Below are 18,748 nucleotides of genomic sequence, written 5' to 3' on the forward strand. Positions count from 1 at the left end.
CCACCACACGCGACTTTCCCTGCCACGTGGGACTCTTCGCGCCGCGCGCGACTCCCTCCCCCACCACACGCGACTTTCCCTGCCACGTGGGACTCTTCGCGCCGCGCGCGACTCCCTCCCCCGCGTGAGGGGCTCTTCCCCACCACACGCGACTTTCCCTGCCACGTGGGACTCTTCGCCCGCCGCGTACGGCTCTTCCTGCCACGTGCGGCTTCCCCGCCACGTACGACGCTTCCCGCCACGTACGGCTTTCCCCGGCGCATGCGACAGTCCCCGCCGCTTGGGGATCTTCCCCATGGCGTACGGCTCTTCGCGCCGCGCGCGACTCTTCGCCGCGCGCGGCCCCGTCACCGCCGCGCGCGACTCCCCCCGTCGCGCGCGGCCCTGCCCCCTACTGCGTGCAGCCCTTCTCTCCGGTCGCCGCGAGGGTGACACATGCTGTCGCGTCGCCCGCGTCCTTCACTGCCACCATCGGCGTGTACGCGTCGGTGTCCGTGTCGACCGCGCCGGTCTGCTTCGCGCCGCCGGAGGCGGTGACGTCGACCTTGTCGCCCGGGGCCGCCTGGGTGATGCGCGCCCAGGCCGCCTGGCAGGTCTTGCTGTAGCGGACCTCGACGAGCGTGGTGCCGACGGTGACGCTGTTGGCGGTCTGCGCCAACTCGCCGCCGCAGCCCATGTTCTCCGGGTCCTGGCCGGTGCACGTGTCGCCGCTGCACTCCACCCCGACCGGCAGGTCGGGATCGGTGCCGGCCGACGTGGTCGGGGACGGGCTCGGCTTGCTCGCCGCCGGTGTGTCGTCCCCCTGGTTGGTGAAGAACAGGGCCGCCGCGACCACCACCGACGCCCCCACGACGCCCGCGAGGAACATCGTGAGCCGCCGCTTGCGCCGCGAACCGCCGGAGCCACCAGGACCACCAGTACCGCCGGGATCGCCGCTGCCGCCCGGCCTGGCGTCCTGCGGGCCACCGCCGGGCGTCGGTACGGGCGTACCGGGAGTCCAAGGTGTCCCGCCCGAATATCCGGGCACCCCCGACGCCCCGGCCACACTGGGCGATCCCGAGGGCGGGGTGGCCGTGCGCCCCCCAGCGCCGCCCCTCGCCGCCGGCCCCTGATACCCGGCCAGACCCCAGGAGTTGCCCTCGGCCGAGGACGAACTCGCGGAGCCGGCGGAACCAGCAGAACTGGCAGAACTCACGGAGCCTGCGGAACTCGCGGAACTCACCGAGCCGCCGGAGCCACCGCCCCGCGCCGCACCCGCCCGTACGTCGCCCACCGAGTCCCGGGTCTCCGGGGTCGGCTGCGGCGGCACGGTCGGGGAGACACCGGCGGGGCCGGCGATCCCCGGAGTCACCGTCGCGCTCCGGGCGGCCCGCCCGTTCTTGCCGCTCCCGTTCTTCGTGTCGGCGGCAGGCGCCCCGAACTCCCCGAGCGCGGCGCGCGCCTGGGAGATCCGGATCGCCTCCATGGTCATGTCGTGGCGCATCTCCGAGCGGCTCCAAGCGCGCTCGGCCAATTCCCACATCGTCGTCAGATGAACGGGATTGGTGTTGGTGACCTCGGCCAGGGCGACGATCGCGCCCTTGGGCGCGAGAAGACGGCCGTTGAGATATCGCTCCCAGGACGTCTTGCTGTAGCCCGTGCGGTCGGCCACCGCCGCGATGTTCAGGCCGCTGCGGTCCACGAGCCTGCGCAGTTGGCTCGCGAACTCCTTGACCTGCGGATCGAGATCATCCGGCAAGGCCCTCCAACGAGGCATAGCTTCCCCCCTCATTCCCCCCGGTCGTGCTGGCTGTTCTCCCGTGCGTAGTGCCGTGGATCCCTCGCCGAGTCTGTTCTGGACTGTCTTGGCTACCCAAACGGATGCACCCATTCAGGATCTCGGTTCCCGGGGTGGGGGCGCACGGGAGCATTGTCAGGCCTGGAGGTGCACCGTTGCACGCCCCTGGCTTGCGGTCCAGTGTTCCACCGGTAGCCCTCCCGGCCGGACAGAACCCCTGGATGATGCACGGGACGCCCCGGACCGTCCCGATTGCCCACATTAGCCGTGGCGCGTTGCGCGCCGGTTGCAATTCCTCGAACTTATCGACACATCGCCACACAGAAAGCACAAGAGCGGTCACACCGGACACACTGTTGTCACATTCCCCCAGCGGCATCAACCAAAAGCGACAGCGCCGACCACCGCGAGCAACCCGAGCGCCAGTACGAGGAGTACGGCGACGAGCAGCACGCGCCGGAAGGAGTCCTCTGAGGCGGCCCGGGCCTCCCCGGCGACCTCGGACTCCGAGTCCACCCACCAAGGAAGAGTGGGCACCTCCTCCTCGTACACCCCTTCCTGCCGCGCCGATTCCGCGACCGGGGCCGGCGGCCGGGGCCAGACCTGGACCGCCAACTCCCAGCGGACGCCGAAGCGTTCGGCATCCGTCGGGGTGAGGCCCGCGACCCGGCACAGCGCGGCTATCGCCTGCCGGGGCGGCGGCTGGGTCGCGTTGAGGTACCGCTGCCAGGAGGACTTGCTGTACGCGGTGCGCGCACCGAGCGCGGCCAGGCTGAGCCCGGTGCGGTCCTTGAGACCCCGCACCTGCTCCACGAAGTGCCGCACCTCCGGCGGCAGATCGTCCGGCAGCGGCTGCCAGGCGCTCATCGCGCATCCTCCTCGGCATTCGTCGACGTTCGTCGGCGTAGGTCGGCGCACAACGGCCGATCCGAGGCATTTGACGACGTCGGACGGTGGGTCGGTTCCCGCCGGGGCCGACGTGCGCCTACAGACCGCCGTGGCTGCGGATCGTGTAATGCAGCGTGTCGTCCAGGAACGGGATCTCCAGCCACGGGTTCGGCTGCGCCATCATCGACAGCAGCACGATGGCCGTGCCCAGCAGCGTGTACGTGACCATGTCCGTGAACCGGGACCGTACGGCGAGCATCCCGACGTCCGGCACCACCCAGCGCAGCACCGCCCCGGCCAGCAACGCGGCCCCGATCAGCAGCGTCCCGTACCGGAACACATCCAACGCGGTCAGCAACAACCCGAGCCCGACCGCACTCAACACGGCAAGAATCGGCCACTGCCGAGCAGGCGCCGGCGCATCCCCACGAGCCGCCCGGCCACCCCCTTCGGGCCGAGCGGTGTCCCGCGTGAACAGCGGAAACCGCCGCGTGGTACGCCGGGGCCGCCCCGCGGCGTCGGGCGCGCTGACGGGGTCCACGGCACCGTTCGAGTCCAGAGCACCGTTCGACTCGGCACCACCGCCCGACCCGACGACACCGGCCCGGTCGCCCGACTCGGACACTCCCCCGGACTCGGGCACCCCACGGGAACCGGCGACCAAGCCGGAGCTGGGCGCCTCGCCGGAACCGGCCGCAGCGCCGGCCCCGGACACCCCGCCGGGAGCAGCCACCGCGCCGGAATCACGCGCCCCGGCGGGACTCTCCACAGTGCCGGTCAGGCCGACTGCATCGGCCGGGTCTCCCGACTTGGACGCTCCCCCGGGCTCGGGCGCCGCACCGGCCCCGGACGCGCGGCCAGAACTCGACGCCCCGCCGTTCCTGGACGCCCCACCAGAGCTGGGCGCCCCGCCGTTCCTGGACGCCCCACCAGAGCTGGGCGCCCCGCCGAAATCACGCGCCCCCGCCGACTCGGACGCCCCGGCGTCGGTCGTACTACCGCCACCGAAATTCCCGCGCCCGCCCTCCGGCGCCCGCCCGCCCTCCGCCTCAGCCGGCACTGCGTTCCGCCGCCTCGACCACGTTGACGAGCAGTTGGGCGCGGGTCATCGGGCCGACTCCGCCGGGGTTCGGGGAGATCCAGCCGGCGACCTCGGTGACGCCCGGGTGGACGTCGCCCACGATCTTGCCCTCGGCGGTGCGGGAGACACCGACGTCGAGGACGGCGGCGCCCGGCTTCACGTCCTCGGGGCGGACCAGGTGGGCCGAACCGGCCGCGGCGACGATGATGTCGGCGCGGCGGAGGTGGGCGGCCAGGTCACGCGTACCCGTGTGGCACTGCGTCACCGTCGCGTTCTCGCTGCGCCGGGTGAGGAGGAGCGGCATCGGGCGGCCGATCGTGACCCCACGGCCGACTACCACTACCTCCGCGCCCTTGATCTCCACGCCGTGCGCGCGGAGCAGGGTGAGGATGCCGTTGGGGGTGCAGGGGAGCGGGGCCGGCTCGTTCAGGACGAGGCGGCCGAGGTTCATCGGGTGGAGGCCGTCCGCGTCCTTGTCCGGGTTCATCAGTTCGAGGACGCGGTTCTCGTCGATGCCCCGGGGGAGGGGCAGCTGGACGATGTAACCCGTGCAGGCCGGGTCCTCGTTCAGCTCGCGGACCGCCGCCTCGATCTCCTCCTGCGTGGCCGTGGCGGGCAGTTCGCGCTGGATGGAGGCGATGCCCACCTGCGCGCAGTCACGGTGCTTTCCGGCGACGTACTTCTGGCTGCCGGGGTCCTCACCCACCAGGATCGTGCCGAGGCCGGGCGTCACACCCTTCTCCTTCAGCGCCGCCACGCGGGCGGTCAGATCGGACTTGATCGCGGCTGCGGTGGCCTTGCCATCGAGAATCTGGGCGCTCATACCCACATCCTCGCGGATGACCGCCTCCCGGTTCCAATCCGGGTGCCCCACAAAGGGCCCCACAGCCATATGCGCATGATCGCGGATGTTGCACTTGCACAACACATGCACTATGCGGCTGGACAAGTATGAGCGAACTAAAGAACGATAAAAAGCTGAGCAGCACAGTGCCGCGGGCAGGGCCGGGGGGCGTACCGCATCTGCATCACCTTCCTCCGTTCGGTGCCTCGCGTCGTCCCCGCACTTGACGCATACGGAGGAACACCCGCCATGAGTTTCGGCGACCCGAACAACCCCTACGGCCCGCCCCAGCAACAGCCCCAGCAGCCGGCGCCCGGCTACGGCTACCCCCAGCAGACCCCGCCCCAGCAGCCCGGTTACGGCTACCCGGCCGCCCCGCCGCTCGGCCAGCAGGCGTACGGACAGCCCGGCTACGGCGGCTACCCCGGCGGCCCGCAAACGATGCCGGGCAACGTCAAGGCCGCCCGCGTGATGCTCTACGTCATCGCGGGCTTCCAGGTGATCGGCGCCATCCTCTTCGCCCTGTCCGCAGTCGCGATCAACGCCGCGAAGGACGACGCGGAGCTGAAGGACAACGTCGACTTCCAGCAGCTCGCCGACTACTCCTCCGGCGCCCTGTGGGCCTTCACCGCGATCGTCCTCGGCTGGGGCATCTTCGCGATCGTGCTGGGCACGAAGTTCAGCAACGGCGGCAGCGGCATCCGTATCACCACCATGGTGTTCGCGATCATCACCGCCGTCCTCGGCGTCTACCCGTTCATAGTCGTCGGCCTGGTGCACACCGTCCTCGCCATCCTCATCGCGGTGTTCGTCGGCAAGTCCGAGGGCGCGGCCTGGTTCAACCGGGCGAAGTACCCCGCGGCACACCAGTAACCACCGAGGCGACCACCGAGTTCTCGCCAATCGCCGTCAAGGGCCGTGTCTCACCCGCACAAGGGGAGACACGGCCCTGGTGCGTCGCCCTACCCTGGCTCCGAAAGCTGCGAGGCCCGGGGAGACGCACCTTGTACAGCATCATCGTGGTACCTCCGCCGACCACGGAGGACGAGCGACGAGACAGCACCCGCTTCCGGCTCGCGCCCGGCGAACGCCTCACGTTCGGCCGGTCCGCGACCGACAACGACCTGGAGATCCCGCACGAGGGTGTCTCCCGCGCCGCCGGTGAGATCACCGCGCAGGGCGCCTTCTGGATACTCAGCAACCACAGCGGGTCCCAGACGTACGTCGTCGAGAACCCGGAGGGCGCGGGCGAGCACATCAAGGTGGGCCCGGGGCGGCTGGACGCGCCGATCCCCTTCGAGTTCTCCCGGATCGTGCTCCCGGCGGCCGGCGACCTGCTCCCGATCGAGGTGTGGGCACCGCGCCACGACTACCGCGACCCGTCCGCGGGACCGACCGGCGCCACAACGGCCCCCGCCTTCTCCGTCGACCGCACGAAGCGCTACTTCGCGGTCCTGGCCGCCCTCTGCGAACCCCGCCTGCGCGGCGCCCCGCACGCACCGCTGCCGACGGTCGACCAGGTCGTCGACCGGCTGCGCCCCAACTGGCCCGCCGCGTCCCGCACTTCGGTGCAGTGGAACATCGACTACCTGGCCGTGAAACTGCGCCTCAAACCCGGCCCCGACACGGCGGACACGGGCCCGCGCCTCAACGGCAAGAAGGAGTCCCTGGTCTCGCTGGCGCTCCGCTTCGACCTCGTACGAGAGGACGACCTGGCCGTCCTCTCGGTGGAGCGGTGATGCCGGAACCGTACGCGGTGACGGTGCCCAAGGGTTACCGGGTGGGCGCCTGGGAGGTACGGGCGCCGATCGCGACGGGCGCCTTCGGCAGCGTGTACGAGGCCCGGCGCGTCGCCGACGACCAGGGCACCGCCCCGCAGGACCTGCCCCGCACCGCCGCCCTCAAGTTCCTGCCCACCGGCACCGGAACCCCCCGTCACCTCGCCCACCTGCGCGAACTGGCGGACCGCGAGCTGACGTTGCACCGCCGACTGAAGCGCCCCCGGCTGATCCGCATGTACGAGACGCTGACCGTGGACGACCCGGCCCACCCGGACCTGGACGGCGCGGTGGTCCTCGTACTGGAGCAGGCGGCGGAGTCCCTGGCGGCCCTCCTCACCCGCACGCAGGGTCAGCCACCCGAGGGCCCGTCCCTCCTCGCACAGATCTGCGAGGGGCTGGCCCAGCTGCACCGGGCGGGCTGGGTGCACGGTGACCTGAAACCGGCCAACGTCCTGCTGATGACGGACGGTTCGGCGCGGCTGGCCGACTTCAACATGGCCGCGGAGCTGGAGGGCACGCACGCGTACACGCCCGCCTTCTCGACGCCCGACTACACGCCACCGGAACTCCTGTGGTCGGAGATCGGCGAACGGGGCCGCCGGATCCGCCCGTCGGCCGACATCTGGGCCTTCGGCGTCCTCGCCCACCTGGTCCTCACCGGCACCTTCCCGCTCCCCGGCGGCACCCCGACGACCCGCCGCGACGCGGCAGCCGCATACGCCCGGGGCGCCGACGAACTCCGCCTCTCCCCCGAACTCCCGGACGCCTGGCGGGAGATCGTGCGGGACTGTCTGACCCGTACGCACGAGGAACGGATCGCGGGCGAGGCGCTGCTGCGGAGAGTGGAGGCGGTGGCGGCCAAGGGAGCCCTCACCGGACTCCTCCCCCGCTTCCCGTACCGCAGGCGGAGGCACAGGACCCTGATCATCGGCGCGGCGGCAGCCGCGGTGGCCGCCGCCGCGCTCGGCTACGGCATCAGCACCTGGGCGGACGGCGCCGACTCGACCGGCAAGGCGGCCGAGGGCACCGGCGGCACGACCGCGGTGACGGCCGCCGCGTACGGCGCCACGGACCTCCGTACCGACAAGGGCGTACCCCCCGCCTACCGGCTGCTGATCGTCGAGACGGCGCACGACTGCGACCAACCGGACGTCACCCCGCCCCTCATCGCGGCCATGCTGAAGGTCGAGAGCGACTTCGACCCGGACCTCGCCGACCCCGCCAGGAACGAGTACGGCATCGCCCGTTGGACCCCGAGCGTGCTGCGCTGGTGGATGCACGAGGACGGCACCCCCGGTGAGTCCGTCCCCCAACCACCCTTCCCGCCCGCCGAGTCCATCCCGGCCATGGGCCGCTACCTGTGCTGGATCGCGCCCCGCCTGGACACGAGACTGCCGGGCGACCACCGGGTACTGATCTCGGCGGCCTACCGGACGTCGTACAAGGTGGTGAACGAGGCGGCCGGTGTTCCCCCGGAGGTCCGCCCCTACGCCGACCGCGTCGCCCACTACCTCAAGGAGTACACGCCACCGGGAAAGAAGTGACCCTGAGAGTTCCGAGGTACCCCTCCCTTCCCTGCCGTACGAGGGTGAGGACGTCCACCTACGGGGGTGGGTGAATGTCTCAAGGAGGGACACGCATCATGAGGAAGACCGTCCGGTTCAAGCGGATGACCGCCGCTGCCGCCGCACTCGCCACGGTGGGCCTGCTGTCGGCCGGCACCGCTGCCGCCGCCCCGTCACCCGCCGTCCAGGCGGCCGGCAAGTGGCACGCCTACGCCGAGACCGGCTTCAAGGGCCTGGACAACTGGTTCGGCCCCGGAACCACCGGATCGTGCACCTACGTCGGCGGCAACTGGAACGACAAGATCCGCTCCGCCCGCACCGAGGACACCAACGTCCGGGTCGAGCTGTGGGAGCACGCCGACTGCACCGGGTGGTCGATCACCATCGACAACAGCGGCTACGGCAACATCGGCCCGTGGGTCAGCGCGTACCGCGTCACCACGTAGTACGCACGTACGACCGTGGCCTCCGGCCCCCTCGGGGGAGGGCCGGAGGCCACGGTCGGTTCAACGCGCTCAGCAGAAGATCAGTGGAAGAAGTGCCGCGTCCCCGTGAAGTACATCGTGACGCCCGCCTTCTTCGCCGCCTCCACGACCAGCTCGTCCCGGACCGAACCGCCCGGCTGCACCACGGCCTTGACGCCGGCGGCCGTCAGGATCTCCAGGCCGTCGGGGAACGGGAAGAACGCGTCCGAGGCCGCGTACGAACCACGCGCCCGCTCCTCGCCCGCCCGCTCGACCGCCAGCTTCGCCGAGTCGACGCGGTTGACCTGGCCCATGCCGACGCCGACCGAGGCGCCGTCCTTGGCGAGGAGGATCGCGTTGGACTTGACGGCCCGGCACGCCTTCCAGGCGAAGGAGAGTTCCGCCAGCTCGGACGCGGACAGCGCCTCGCCCGTCGCGAGCGTCCAGTTGGCCGGGTCGTCGCCGTCGGCCTGGAGGCGGTCGGTCACCTGGAGGAGCACACCGCCGTCGACGGGCTTGACCTCGACGGGGTTCGCGGGCGCGCCCGCCGCCTTGAGCACCCGGATGTTCTTCTTCTTGGCGAGCGCTTCGAGGGCGCCCTCCTCGTAGTCCGGCGCGACGATGACCTCGGTGAAGATCTCGGCGACCTGCTCCGCCATCTCCTTCGACACGGGGCGGTTGACGGCGATCACACCGCCGAACGCGGAGAGCGGGTCGCACGCGTGCGCCTTGCGGTGCGCCTCGGCGACGTCCGAACCGACCGCGATCCCGCAGGGGTTGGCGTGCTTGATGATCGCGACACACGGCTCGGCGTGGTCGTACGCGGCACGGCGGGCGGCGTCCGTGTCCGTGTAGTTGTTGTACGACATCTCCTTGCCGTGCAGCTGCTCGGCCTTGGCGAGACCGCCACCATTGCCGTCCACGTACAGGGCGGCGGGCTGGTGCGGGTTCTCGCCGTAGCGGAGGGTGTTCTCGCGCTCCCAGGTGGCGCCGAGGAAGTCGGGGAACTGCGACTCGTCGACGGGGGCGTACGAGGACGCGAACCAGGAGGCGACCGCCACGTCGTACGACGCCGTGTGCTGGAAGGCCTCGGCCGCGAGCCGCTTGCGGGTGGCGAGGTCGAAGCCGCCGGTCTGTACGGCGCTCAGGACGTCGGCGTAGCGCGCCGGGCTGGTGACCACGGCCACCGACGGGTGGTTCTTGGCCGCCGCGCGGACCATCGACGGACCGCCGATGTCGATCTGCTCCACGCACTCGTCGGGCGAGGCGCCGGAGGCGACCGTCTCGCGGAACGGGTAGAGGTTGACGACGACCAGGTCGAAGGGCTCGACGCCCAGTTCGGCGAGCTGGTCGCGGTGGTCCTCCAGGCGCAGGTCGGCGAGGATGCCCGCGTGCACCTTGGGGTGCAGGGTCTTGACCCGGCCGTCCAGGCACTCGGGGAAGCCGGTCAGCTCCTCGACCTTGGTGACGGGGACGCCGGCGGCGGCGATACGCCCGGCCGTCGACCCGGTCGAGACCAGCTCCACGCCCGCCTCGTGCAGGCCGCGTGCGAGGTCTTCGAGGCCCGTCTTGTCGTAGACGCTGACGAGCGCCCGTCGGATGACCCGCTTGTTGCTCTCGGCCGTGACAGTGATGTCGGCGGTCACTGGATAACTACCTTTCGTCCCTCAATGCGATAGCCGTTGCGGGCGAGCCGCCCCACGACATCGACGAGCAGCCTTCGCTCGACTTCCTTGATGCGCTCGTGCAGAGCGCTCTCGTCGTCCTCGTCCCGGATCTCCACCGCGCCCTGAGCGATGATCGGTCCGGTGTCGACGCCGTCGTCGACGAAGTGGACGGTGCAGCCGGTGACCCTGACGCCGTACGCGAGCGCTTCGCGAACGCCGTGGGCCCCCGGGAAACTGGGCAGCAGGGCGGGATGCGTGTTGACGAAGCGCCCGCCGAACAGGGCCAGGAACTCCTTGCCCACGATCTTCATGAACCCGGCGGAGACGACCAGATCGGGTTCGTACGCGGCCACCGCACCGGCGAGCGCCGCGTCCCACTCGGCCCGGGTCGCGTGGTCCTTCACCCGGCACACGAAGGTCGGCAGCCCGGCCCGCTCCGCGCGCGCGAGGCCCTCGATGCCGTCCCGGTCGGCCCCGACGGCGACGATCTCGGCCCCGTAGGCCCCGGCGCCGACGGCCGCGATGGCGTCGAGGAGCGCCTGAAGATTCGTACCGGATCCGGAGACCAGCACGACAAGGCGCTTGGCAGCCTGGGACTCGGCCACGGCGGGGCCCTTTCTCGGGGGAGCGTTTGTACGGTCGTACGAATGCTTCGCGCCCCCGGATACGGGGAAGTCTACGAAGCGGCCGACCGCCAGCAACGATACCGGCACACCGGACAGCCCCCACGGGACGGGGGCGTGGCCGGAAGGTAGCGTCTGGGAGGAGCCGGTCCGGGAACGCGCTCGTCATACGGTGCGTTCACGGGGTAGCGGCTCACGCCGGACCATTAATCAACAAGGGGAAGACGCTCACTTGATGTCGGACCGCAGCCTGCGACTCCTCCCGCTCACCCCGCAGTCGGTGCTGCTGCGGGAGCGCCCCGCGTCGCCGCCCGACGCGCCCTCGGGCAAGAAGAACGGCGACCAGGGCGACACCGGCACGACCGGCGACGGGCAGGAGAGCGCGGCCCAGGACGACAACCCGTTCGCCCCGCCGCCCGAGGGCACCCCGGACAAGCCCTGGCAGCCCCGGCGTCCGACGGGCGACGACTCGTCCGGCGCCGGATCCGCCGGCGGGTCCGGCGGTGGTCACTCCCCGTGGGGCAACCAGTGGAGCGACCGGCAGCCCGGCCGTTCCCCGGGCGGCTTCGGCGACCGCTCCGGCCGCCAGGGCGGACAGGGCGGCCCCGAGGGGCCGGGCGACGGCCAGGGCACCAACCCGCGCTGGGACCCGACGGACCCGGCCCAGCGCCGCGCGCGGTACGCACTGCTGTGCGGCATGTGGGCCTTCTTCTTCGCCCTCTTCAGCTGGCCGTACGTGGCACTGCTGCTCGGCGCGCTCGCCCTGCACTGGGGCATCAGCGCCCTGCGCACCAAGCCCCGCACCCCGAACCCGGACACCCCGGCGCCCACGCAGGGCCCGGGCAGCGGCCGGCAGCAGCGGACGGCCGCGATCAGCGGCCTGGTCACGGCGTCCCTGGCCCTCGTCATGGTCGCCGTGACGTTCAGCCTCCAGTTCGTCTACCGCGACTACTACACGTGCACGAACGACGCCCTCACCAACACCGCGAAGAAGGCCTGCGACGACCTCCTCCCGAAGGAACTGCGGGACGTGTTCGGCACGAACAGCTAGCCACGGATACGGCTACAGCGACGGCTGCGGCTGCGGCTACGGCTACGGCTGTGTCTGCGTCTCTTCCGGGTCCTCCGGGTCCTCCGGGTCCTCCGGGTCCTCCGGCGGCGGTGTCGCCGATGCCTCCTTGAGTGCCGCCCAGCGGGCCTCTCGGGACGCGGTGTCGTACCAGGGCGAGAGTGACGACGCGGGCGACGGCAGGTCGAGGGGGAGGAAGTCGTACGCGGCCTCCGCCTCGTACGGGTCGCTCACCTCGTACGTGTCATCCGCGGCGGCTGTTCCGTGCGGCTTCTTCGTCCCGGCGGGCGGCGCCGAGGGCCTCAGCTTCAGCGTGCCGATGTCGGTGCTGCTACGGGTGCCGGTGCCTGTGGCCTTCGGGCGGCGCCTGCGCAGCCGCCACGCCCGCAGCCCGACGGCCGTCGGTACGGCGACCGTCGCCGTCCACGCCAGCGTCGCCGCGCCTGTCTGCCACCACACCGGCCCGATGTGCGCGAGGGCGTCGGTGCCGAGCGGTCCGCCCGCCAGCCCGGCCAGCGCGGCGAGCGCGCCCGCGCACAGAAGGGCGGCGAGGCCGGTGTTCGCGGCGGTACGCCAGCCCGACCAGGGCGTCCTTCCCCCGCCGGGGGCTGCCGCCCGTGCCGTGAACCAGGCCAGCGTCAGCCCGGCCGCCACCGGTACCCCGGCGACCGCCCAGGTCAGCGGGGTACCCGGACCGGCGTCCGGTACCGCCGACAGCAGCGGGAACGGCGGCAGCAGCGGGGCAGGATCGGAACCCAGCGGGCCCGTGACCCGGCCCGCGCCGAGCACGAAGCCGGGGCCGAGGGCGTAAGCCGCGCCCCACAGCGCCGCGTTGGGAATCAGGGCCAGACAGAGCAGCAGGACGGCGATCCGGCCCGACCACGCCTCCGTCAGCTGGAGGAAGGAGGCCCGGGCGGCCCCGCCGTGCCCGACCAGCGACACCGCGACGAGCAGCGCCCCGCCTCCGACGAGCACGGCCGTACCGGCCCCGGCGGCCCGCCCGACGGCCAGGACCCGGCCCCGCACCTCCGGATCCAGGATGCGCCGGCGCACCCACCTGGGCAGCAGATACAGCACCCGTGGCGACAGGGGCGCACGCGGGCGGCCGTACGCCGTCCACACCCCGGCACCCGCCGCCGCCATGGCGAGCAGCGGCACGCATACGGCCGTCCAGGCCCAGTCGGGACGCAGCCCGCCCCCGGCCGCGTACAGCGCGACGCCCCCGCCGACGGTCAGATACCCGGCGACGACGCCGAGCCAGGCCGTGCGGGCGGGGACGGGGGGCGCTTCCCCGGTCGCGCCCTCCTCCTCCGGGCCCTCGGCAGCGTCACGGGCGGCTCGGTGCAGCAGCCAGACCGGGAGGGCGAGCAGGAGGAGGGGGGTGACGCCGACGGGGGCGGGGGCGCCGGTGAGGCCGTCCGCGCGGATCAGTTCGGCGCCGTGGGCGAGCAGCCAGAGGGCGGCGGCGATGTGCAGTGCGCCGTCCGGGCCGCTGTCCGGGTAGGGCGAGCTGATCCACATCATCATGACGAGCACGGCGAAGGAACCGAGCCCGAGCCCGGCCGCGACCGCGCCGCCGAGCAGACCCGCGCCCAGTCCGGGCGACCGGTCACGCAGCCGGTCGCGGATCCGGTCCCGGACCCGGACGCGCAGGCGCGGGGAGAGGGGCAGTGACAGGAAGGGAAGCCGGCGGCCGGTCGTCTGGGTCACGAGCGCCATGCTCCCAACGACACGCACTTTCCGGGCGTAACAGGCGAACTTACGACGTGTCACTCAAAATGCGTTTTATGTACTTTTTCGCGCTAAGGGGTCTCCGGTGACGCAGAGCCCCACCATCCCGCTGCCCCCGCCCGGCGAGCGCCGACGCCTGCGCGAGTCCCTGTCGCTGACGCAGGCTCAGGTCGCCGAACGGGTGGGCGTCAGCCGCGAGACGGTACGCGCGTGGGAGAACGGCCGTACGACACCGCGCGGACGCAAGGCACAGACGTACGCGAGCCTCCTGGCGGCCGCGCCGGCGGCGACGCTCGTTGAGGACACGGCGACCCTGACCCCCGCTCAGGCCTTCGACGCGCTCTACGCGTTCTGCGCCCCCGCCCTCGTACGGCAGGCCTATCTCCTCACCGGGCGACGGGAGTTGGCGCGCGAGTCCGTCGAACGGGCGTTCCAGCTGGCCTGGCATCGCTGGCCCGAGGTGGCGGTGGACCCGGACCCGGCGGGCTGGATCCGCGCCACGGCGTACGACTGCGCCCTCTCCCCCTGGCACCGCTTCCGTGCCCGCCACCGCCACCCGGAGGCCCCGCCCGCCGACCCGACCGACCGCGCGCTGCTCTCCGCACTCCTGAAACTCCCCCCGCCGTACCGCCGCACCCTGCTCCTGTACGACGGCGTGGGCCTGGGCCTGCCGGAAACGGCGGCGGAGACGGAGGCGAGCACCCCGGCAGCAGCGAACCGCCTCCTCCACGCCCGCGAGGCGGTGGCGACCCGCATCCCGTCCCTCACGGACCCGGCAGACCTATCGACCCGCCTCTCGGGCCTGGCGACCCACGCCCGCCTGCGCGCCGCCCGCCCGTCATCGGTCCGCGCGGGCAGCGAACGCCGAGCCCGCAACTGGACCCACGCGGCCATCGCCTTCACGATCGCCCTGATCGGCGCCACGACGTTCACCCTCCACACGGCCCCCACGCACTACGAGCCAGTAGTGGCCCCGGGGGCATCGGTCCAGGGAATCCCCCCGATCCCGGCCCCGGGCCCCTTGTCCCGAACGGAACTCAACCTCCGCAAGAAGCTGAGGGGCGAGGCCGAGAACGGCCCGGAAAGGGTGACACCGGAGGTGCGATAGCAGCCCTCGACGGCACCTTGCTGCGGGCAGCCGTTCCGCGCCCACCCACCCCGCCCGGCATGGACGCCCCGCCCGGCTCCGGGCAGCCACCAGCCCACCCGGCTGCGGGCAGCCGTTCCGCACCCACCCACCCGCCCAGCTGCGGCCACCCCCGCCCCTGCCGACTGCGGCCAGCAGCCACCCGCCCGACTGCGGCCAGCCACCCGCCCAGCTGTGGGCAGTCGTTCCGCTGGGGCGGAACGGGTGGGCACAGCCACCCACTCCGGGTACCCGGCGAATCCACGGCACCTGTACAGACGCCAGTGGGCCCGCCCCCAGCAAGGGGAACGGGCCCACGGACGTTCAGCTCAGCACCGCCAAGGAGGCGTCAGCCGGCAAGCAGCTCACGCGCCAGCTTCGCCGTCTCGGTCGGCGTCTTGCCGACCTTGACGCCGGCGGCCTCAAGGGCCTCCTTCTTGGCCGCAGCCGTACCCGACGAGCCCGAGACGATGGCACCGGCGTGGCCCATCGTCTTGCCCTCGGGCGCGGTGAACCCGGCCACGTAACCGACAACCGGCTTCGTCACGTTCTTCGCGATGAAGTCGGCGGCCCGCTCCTCCGCGTCGCCACCGATCTCACCGATCATCACGATCAGGTCGGTGTCGGGGTCCGCCTCGAACGCGGCCAGCGCGTCGATGTGCGTCGTACCGATGACCGGGTCGCCACCGATGCCGACGGCCGACGAGAAGCCGATGTCCCGCAGCTCGTACATCATCTGGTACGTCAGCGTGCCCGACTTCGAGACCAGACCGATACGGCCCGGCTTCGTGATGTCACCCGGGATGATGCCGGCGTTCGACTGACCCGGGGTGATGAGCCCGGGACAGTTCGGGCCGATGATCCGCGTCTTGTTGCCCTTCGACTTCGCGTACGCCCAGAAGGCGGCGGAGTCGTGGACGGCGATGCCCTCGGTGATGACGACCGCGAGCGGGATCTCCGCGTCGATCGCCTCGACGACCGCGGCCTTGGCGAAGGCCGGCGGTACGAAGAGGACCGATACGTTCGCGCCCGTCTTCTCGATCGCCTCGGCGACCGTGCCGAAGACCGGGATGTCGGTGCCGTCGATGTCGACGGACGTGCCCGCCTTGCGCGGGTTCACACCGCCGACGATGTTCGTGCCGTCGGCCAGCATGAGCTTGGTGTGCTTCATGCCCGTGGCACCGGTCATGCCCTGGACGATGACCTTGCTGTCCTTGTTGAGGAAGATAGCCATGGCGGTTGTTTCCCTCGTCCCTTACTTCGCAGCCGCGAGCTCGGCGGCCTTGTCGGCCGCGCCGTCCATGGTGTCCACGCGCTGGACCAGCGGGTGGTTGGCGTCGGAGAGGATCTTGCGACCCAGCTCGGCGTTGTTGCCGTCGAGGCGGACGACGAGGGGCTTGGAGACTTCCTCGCCCTTGTCCGCGAGCAGCTGGAGCGCCTGCACGATGCCGTTGGCGACCTCGTCGCACGCGGTGATGCCGCCGAAGACGTTGACGAAGACCGACTTGACGTCGGGGTCGCCGAGGATGATCTCCAGGCCGTTCGCCATGACGGCGGCGGAGGCGCCACCACCGATGTCGAGGAAGTTGGCGGGCTTGACCCCGCCGTGCGCCTCACCGGCGTACGCGACGACGTCGAGGGTGCTCATGACGAGCCCCGCGCCGTTGCCGATGATGCCGACCTCACCGTCGAGCTTGACGTAGTTGAGGTTCTTGGCCTTGGCGGCGGCCTCCAGCGGGTTGGCCGCGTCCTTGTCCTCAAGGGCCTCGTGCTCCGGCTGACGGAACTCGGCGTTCTCGTCGAGGGAGACCTTGCCGTCGAGGGCGATGACCTTGCCGGAGGCGACCTTGGCGAGGGGGTTGACCTCGACGAGGAGGGCGTCCTCCTTGATGAAGGTGTCCCACAGCGTCACGAGGATCTCGGCGACCTGCTCCGCGACCTCGGCCGGGAACTTCGCCTGCGCGACGATCTCGCGGGCCTTCTCGATGCTCACGCCCTCGTTGGCGTCGACCGGGACCTTCGCGAGGGCCTCGGGGTTCTCCTCCGCGACGACCTCGATCTCCACGCCGCCCTGGACGGACGCCATGGCGAGGAAGGTGCGGTTGGTGCGGTCGAGGAGGTACGAGACGTAGTACTCCTCGACGATCTCGGGCGCGGTCTCGGCGATCATCACCTTGTGGACCGTGTGGCCCTTGATGTCCATGCCGAGGATGTCCGTCGCGCGGGCGACGGCCTCGTCCGGGGTGGCGGCGAGCTTCACGCCGCCGGCCTTTCCACGCCCACCGACCTTCACCTGCGCCTTGACGACAGACTTGCCGCCCAGGCGCTCGGTCGCCGCGCGCGCCGCCTCAGGCGTGTCGATGACTTCACCGGCCAGCACCGGTACACCGTGCTTGGCGAAGAGGTCCCTCGCCTGGTACTCGAACAGGTCCACGCGCGTCCGTCCCTATCAGTGATCTCGCGGTTCGTTGGATGCGTGGGCGTGCCGCGAAGGGCAACGTGACGTCCGCTGTGTCACAAGGGTGGCGCACACGGTGTCCGAGCGCGCGGCATGTCCGTCTCGCAGGTTATCGCCGCTCGCCGCAGGTCCCTAAATCAGGAATCACACCTGAGCGGTGATACCTGTCACAGAGTGCCATTCACGGCCGTCGACCGACCCCTGTGAGGGCCCTCGGAAGGGGCTTAGATGTGGTTACGGGTGCAAAGGTGAGGCCTCACCGGGCTGGGGTAGGCCCGGTGAGGCCTCTGGAAGGCCCGCCAACGGCTTTGACGGTCCTCCGGCAAGCGGTCCCCACCCCTTTGGGAGCCGCTCACCGCCGTCCGCCGGGCACGCCCCGCCCGGACCGATGGCATTCGGCCGTACGGGGCTTTCCTGGCGGAGTCCGAAGGATCCGCACGTCAGGCGCGCGGAAGTCGGGCGTGCAGGGGTCGTGGTGCGGGGCGTCAGGCGCGCGGGGCGTCAGGTATGCAGGCGTTAGGTATGCAGGCGTCAGGTGTACGGAGGCCATGCGCGCGGACACCGGCTGCGCTGACGTCGACTGCGCTGACGTCGGGTGTGCGAAGGCCGGGTACGCGAAAGGCGGTCACCGGACTGGCACTGCGTGCAGTCGCCGCGGACACCGTTCACGTCACGCACGGCGCGGATTCACACGCACGGCGACGGAACGGAGAAGGAGCCCGGTCCTAACCGGGGAAGACAGGAATGGCCCGGTACCTGTCCCGTACCTCGGCACCGACGGCGACCGGGGCGACCCCCGGTACGAGCCGCACCGGCGCCCGCTGGCTCAACGCGACGGCATGCGCGTCGCCGTGCCCACCACCATGCCGGGAGCCACTGGCCTCGACGACCGCCCGCTCACCGAACGCCCCCTTCGACACCCCGCCCGGCAGCCCACCGGGCGCCTGCCGCACAGCCGCCCGCGAGACGCGTACGCCACCCCGGTCGTCGGCCACGGTCTCGCCAGCCCCACCGACACGACCGACGAACCGAGGCCCGTAGGCAAGGCTGTCGCCCTGGTGCGTCCGGGGAACGGTCATCGGCGGGGTCTTGCCCGGCGACGAGGAGGGAGGAGTGGGGGAGGCGGGAGAGGCCGGCGAAGAAGGGTCGGTGGGCGACGCGGGCACACCCGGAAGCACGGGAAGCTCCGGAAGTACGGGAAGCTCCGGAAGTACCGGCAGTTCTGGAAGCGCGGGGAGTTCCGGAAGCGCGGGCAGCGTCGGTACTTGCGCCGTGACCTTCCCAAGTTCCTCGGTGACGGTCTCCACCAGTCCACCAACCGGCCGTACGACCTTGCCGACGGTGTCCTCGACGGCGGACGGCACAACCGGCTTGACCGGCTTGACCGGCTCAGCCAACGAATCCGTCACCCGCTGAACCTGCCCCAGAGGCAACGGCGCACCCTCCGCCGCATGCGCCCGCTCCCCACACAGGAACCCGAAGACGAACAACCCGCCGACCAGCACGGCCACTTGCAGCGCACGCCGCCCCGCCGCCGTACGCGTCACGCGCAGTACGGCAATGGACAGGGCGGCTGGCCAGTTCAAGAGGAGGGGCCTCCGGGCGGCGGCAAGACTGGGTGGGCGCCGATCCTCGCACGCCCCTCCCGAGGTCGCGCAAGCCCCCCGTACCGAT

At 71.6% G+C, this 18,748-nt stretch carries 16 protein-coding genes; 6 read left to right on the forward strand and 10 right to left on the reverse strand.

The genetic code is table 11. From position 1 onward, the window contains the following. Nucleotides 1-391 precede the first annotated feature (391 nt). The 4 genes from OG787_RS17195 to OG787_RS17210 form a co-directional block, all read right to left on the reverse strand. Entirely contained in the window at nt 392-1,738 is a 1,347-nt protein-coding gene (locus tag OG787_RS17195; protein ID WP_369030666.1) for an XRE family transcriptional regulator, read from the reverse strand. Nucleotides 1,739-2,155: 417 nt separating this feature from the next. Continuing rightward, entirely contained in the window at nt 2,156-2,644 is a 489-nt protein-coding gene (locus OG787_RS17200; RefSeq protein WP_369030665.1) for a helix-turn-helix domain-containing protein, read from the reverse strand. A gap of 118 nt (nt 2,645-2,762) precedes the next feature. Then, nucleotides 2,763-3,398, reverse strand: coding sequence for a DUF3017 domain-containing protein (locus OG787_RS17205; protein ID WP_405535670.1), 636 nt, complete (start codon nt 3,396-3,398; stop codon nt 2,763-2,765). A 316-nt stretch (nt 3,399-3,714) separates the two neighbouring features. Further along, entirely contained in the window at nt 3,715-4,569 is an 855-nt protein-coding gene (locus OG787_RS17210) for a bifunctional methylenetetrahydrofolate dehydrogenase/methenyltetrahydrofolate cyclohydrolase (RefSeq protein ID WP_369030664.1), read from the reverse strand. Between the two features lie 270 nt (nt 4,570-4,839). Between OG787_RS17210 and OG787_RS17215 the strand changes: the two genes are divergently transcribed. From OG787_RS17215 to OG787_RS17230, 4 genes are all read left to right on the forward strand, one after another. Next, nucleotides 4,840-5,463: a hypothetical protein gene (locus tag OG787_RS17215; protein WP_405535671.1), complete on the forward strand. Its 624-nt coding sequence runs from the start codon at nt 4,840-4,842 to the stop codon at nt 5,461-5,463. 131 nt (nt 5,464-5,594) lie between these two features. Further along, nucleotides 5,595-6,329: an FHA domain-containing protein gene (locus OG787_RS17220; RefSeq protein WP_405535672.1), complete on the forward strand. Its 735-nt coding sequence runs from the start codon at nt 5,595-5,597 to the stop codon at nt 6,327-6,329. Continuing rightward, on the forward strand, nt 6,329-7,915 hold the full coding sequence (locus tag OG787_RS17225) for a protein kinase domain-containing protein (protein WP_405535673.1): 1,587 nt from the start codon (nt 6,329-6,331) through the stop codon (nt 7,913-7,915). Before OG787_RS17220 ends, OG787_RS17225 begins: the two co-directional genes overlap by 1 nt. 98 nt (nt 7,916-8,013) lie before the next feature. After that, on the forward strand, nt 8,014-8,382 hold the full coding sequence (locus OG787_RS17230; protein WP_369030660.1) for a peptidase inhibitor family I36 protein: 369 nt from the start codon (nt 8,014-8,016) through the stop codon (nt 8,380-8,382). Nucleotides 8,383-8,462: 80 nt separating this feature from the next. On the opposite strand, the gene purH is transcribed toward OG787_RS17230, so the two are convergent. Together purH and purN are read right to left on the reverse strand one after the other, a co-directional pair. Further along, on the reverse strand, nt 8,463-10,034 hold the full coding sequence (gene purH / locus OG787_RS17235; protein WP_405540513.1) for a bifunctional phosphoribosylaminoimidazolecarboxamide formyltransferase/IMP cyclohydrolase: 1,572 nt from the start codon (nt 10,032-10,034) through the stop codon (nt 8,463-8,465). An 8-nt stretch (nt 10,035-10,042) separates the two neighbouring features. After that, complete coding sequence (purN, locus tag OG787_RS17240) at nt 10,043-10,672, reverse strand: phosphoribosylglycinamide formyltransferase (protein ID WP_369030658.1); 630 nt, start codon at nt 10,670-10,672, stop codon at nt 10,043-10,045. Nucleotides 10,673-10,925: 253 nt separating this feature from the next. Between purN and OG787_RS17245 the strand changes: the two genes are divergently transcribed. Beyond that, nucleotides 10,926-11,741, forward strand: a complete 816-nt coding sequence (locus OG787_RS17245) for a hypothetical protein (RefSeq protein WP_405535674.1) — start codon at nt 10,926-10,928, stop codon at nt 11,739-11,741. A 42-nt stretch (nt 11,742-11,783) separates the two neighbouring features. On the opposite strand, the gene OG787_RS17250 is transcribed toward OG787_RS17245, so the two are convergent. Beyond that, a complete protein-coding gene (locus OG787_RS17250; protein ID WP_405535675.1) occupies nt 11,784-13,478 on the reverse strand; it encodes a DUF6350 family protein in 1,695 nt (564 codons plus the stop codon). 97 nt (nt 13,479-13,575) lie between these two features. Between OG787_RS17250 and OG787_RS17255 the strand changes: the two genes are divergently transcribed. Further along, a complete protein-coding gene (locus OG787_RS17255) occupies nt 13,576-14,598 on the forward strand; it encodes a helix-turn-helix domain-containing protein (protein WP_405535676.1) in 1,023 nt (340 codons plus the stop codon). 367 nt (nt 14,599-14,965) lie between these two features. Here OG787_RS17255 and sucD read toward each other — a convergent pair whose 3' ends face one another. From sucD to OG787_RS17270, 3 genes are all read right to left on the reverse strand, one after another. After that, entirely contained in the window at nt 14,966-15,850 is an 885-nt protein-coding gene (sucD, locus tag OG787_RS17260; RefSeq protein ID WP_235475402.1) for a succinate--CoA ligase subunit alpha, read from the reverse strand. A gap of 21 nt (nt 15,851-15,871) precedes the next feature. Continuing rightward, the gene (gene sucC, locus OG787_RS17265; protein WP_405535677.1) at nt 15,872-17,050 is read right to left on the reverse strand and encodes an ADP-forming succinate--CoA ligase subunit beta; all 1,179 of its coding nucleotides are present in this window, start codon (nt 17,048-17,050) and stop codon (nt 15,872-15,874) included. A gap of 749 nt (nt 17,051-17,799) precedes the next feature. After that, complete coding sequence (locus tag OG787_RS17270) at nt 17,800-18,660, reverse strand: hypothetical protein (protein WP_405535678.1); 861 nt, start codon at nt 18,658-18,660, stop codon at nt 17,800-17,802. Nucleotides 18,661-18,748 lie beyond the last annotated feature (88 nt).

It is taken from the genome of Streptomyces sp. NBC_00075, from assembly GCF_045041225.1.
Lineage (GTDB): Bacteria > Actinomycetota > Actinomycetes > Streptomycetales > Streptomycetaceae > Streptomyces > Streptomyces adonidis.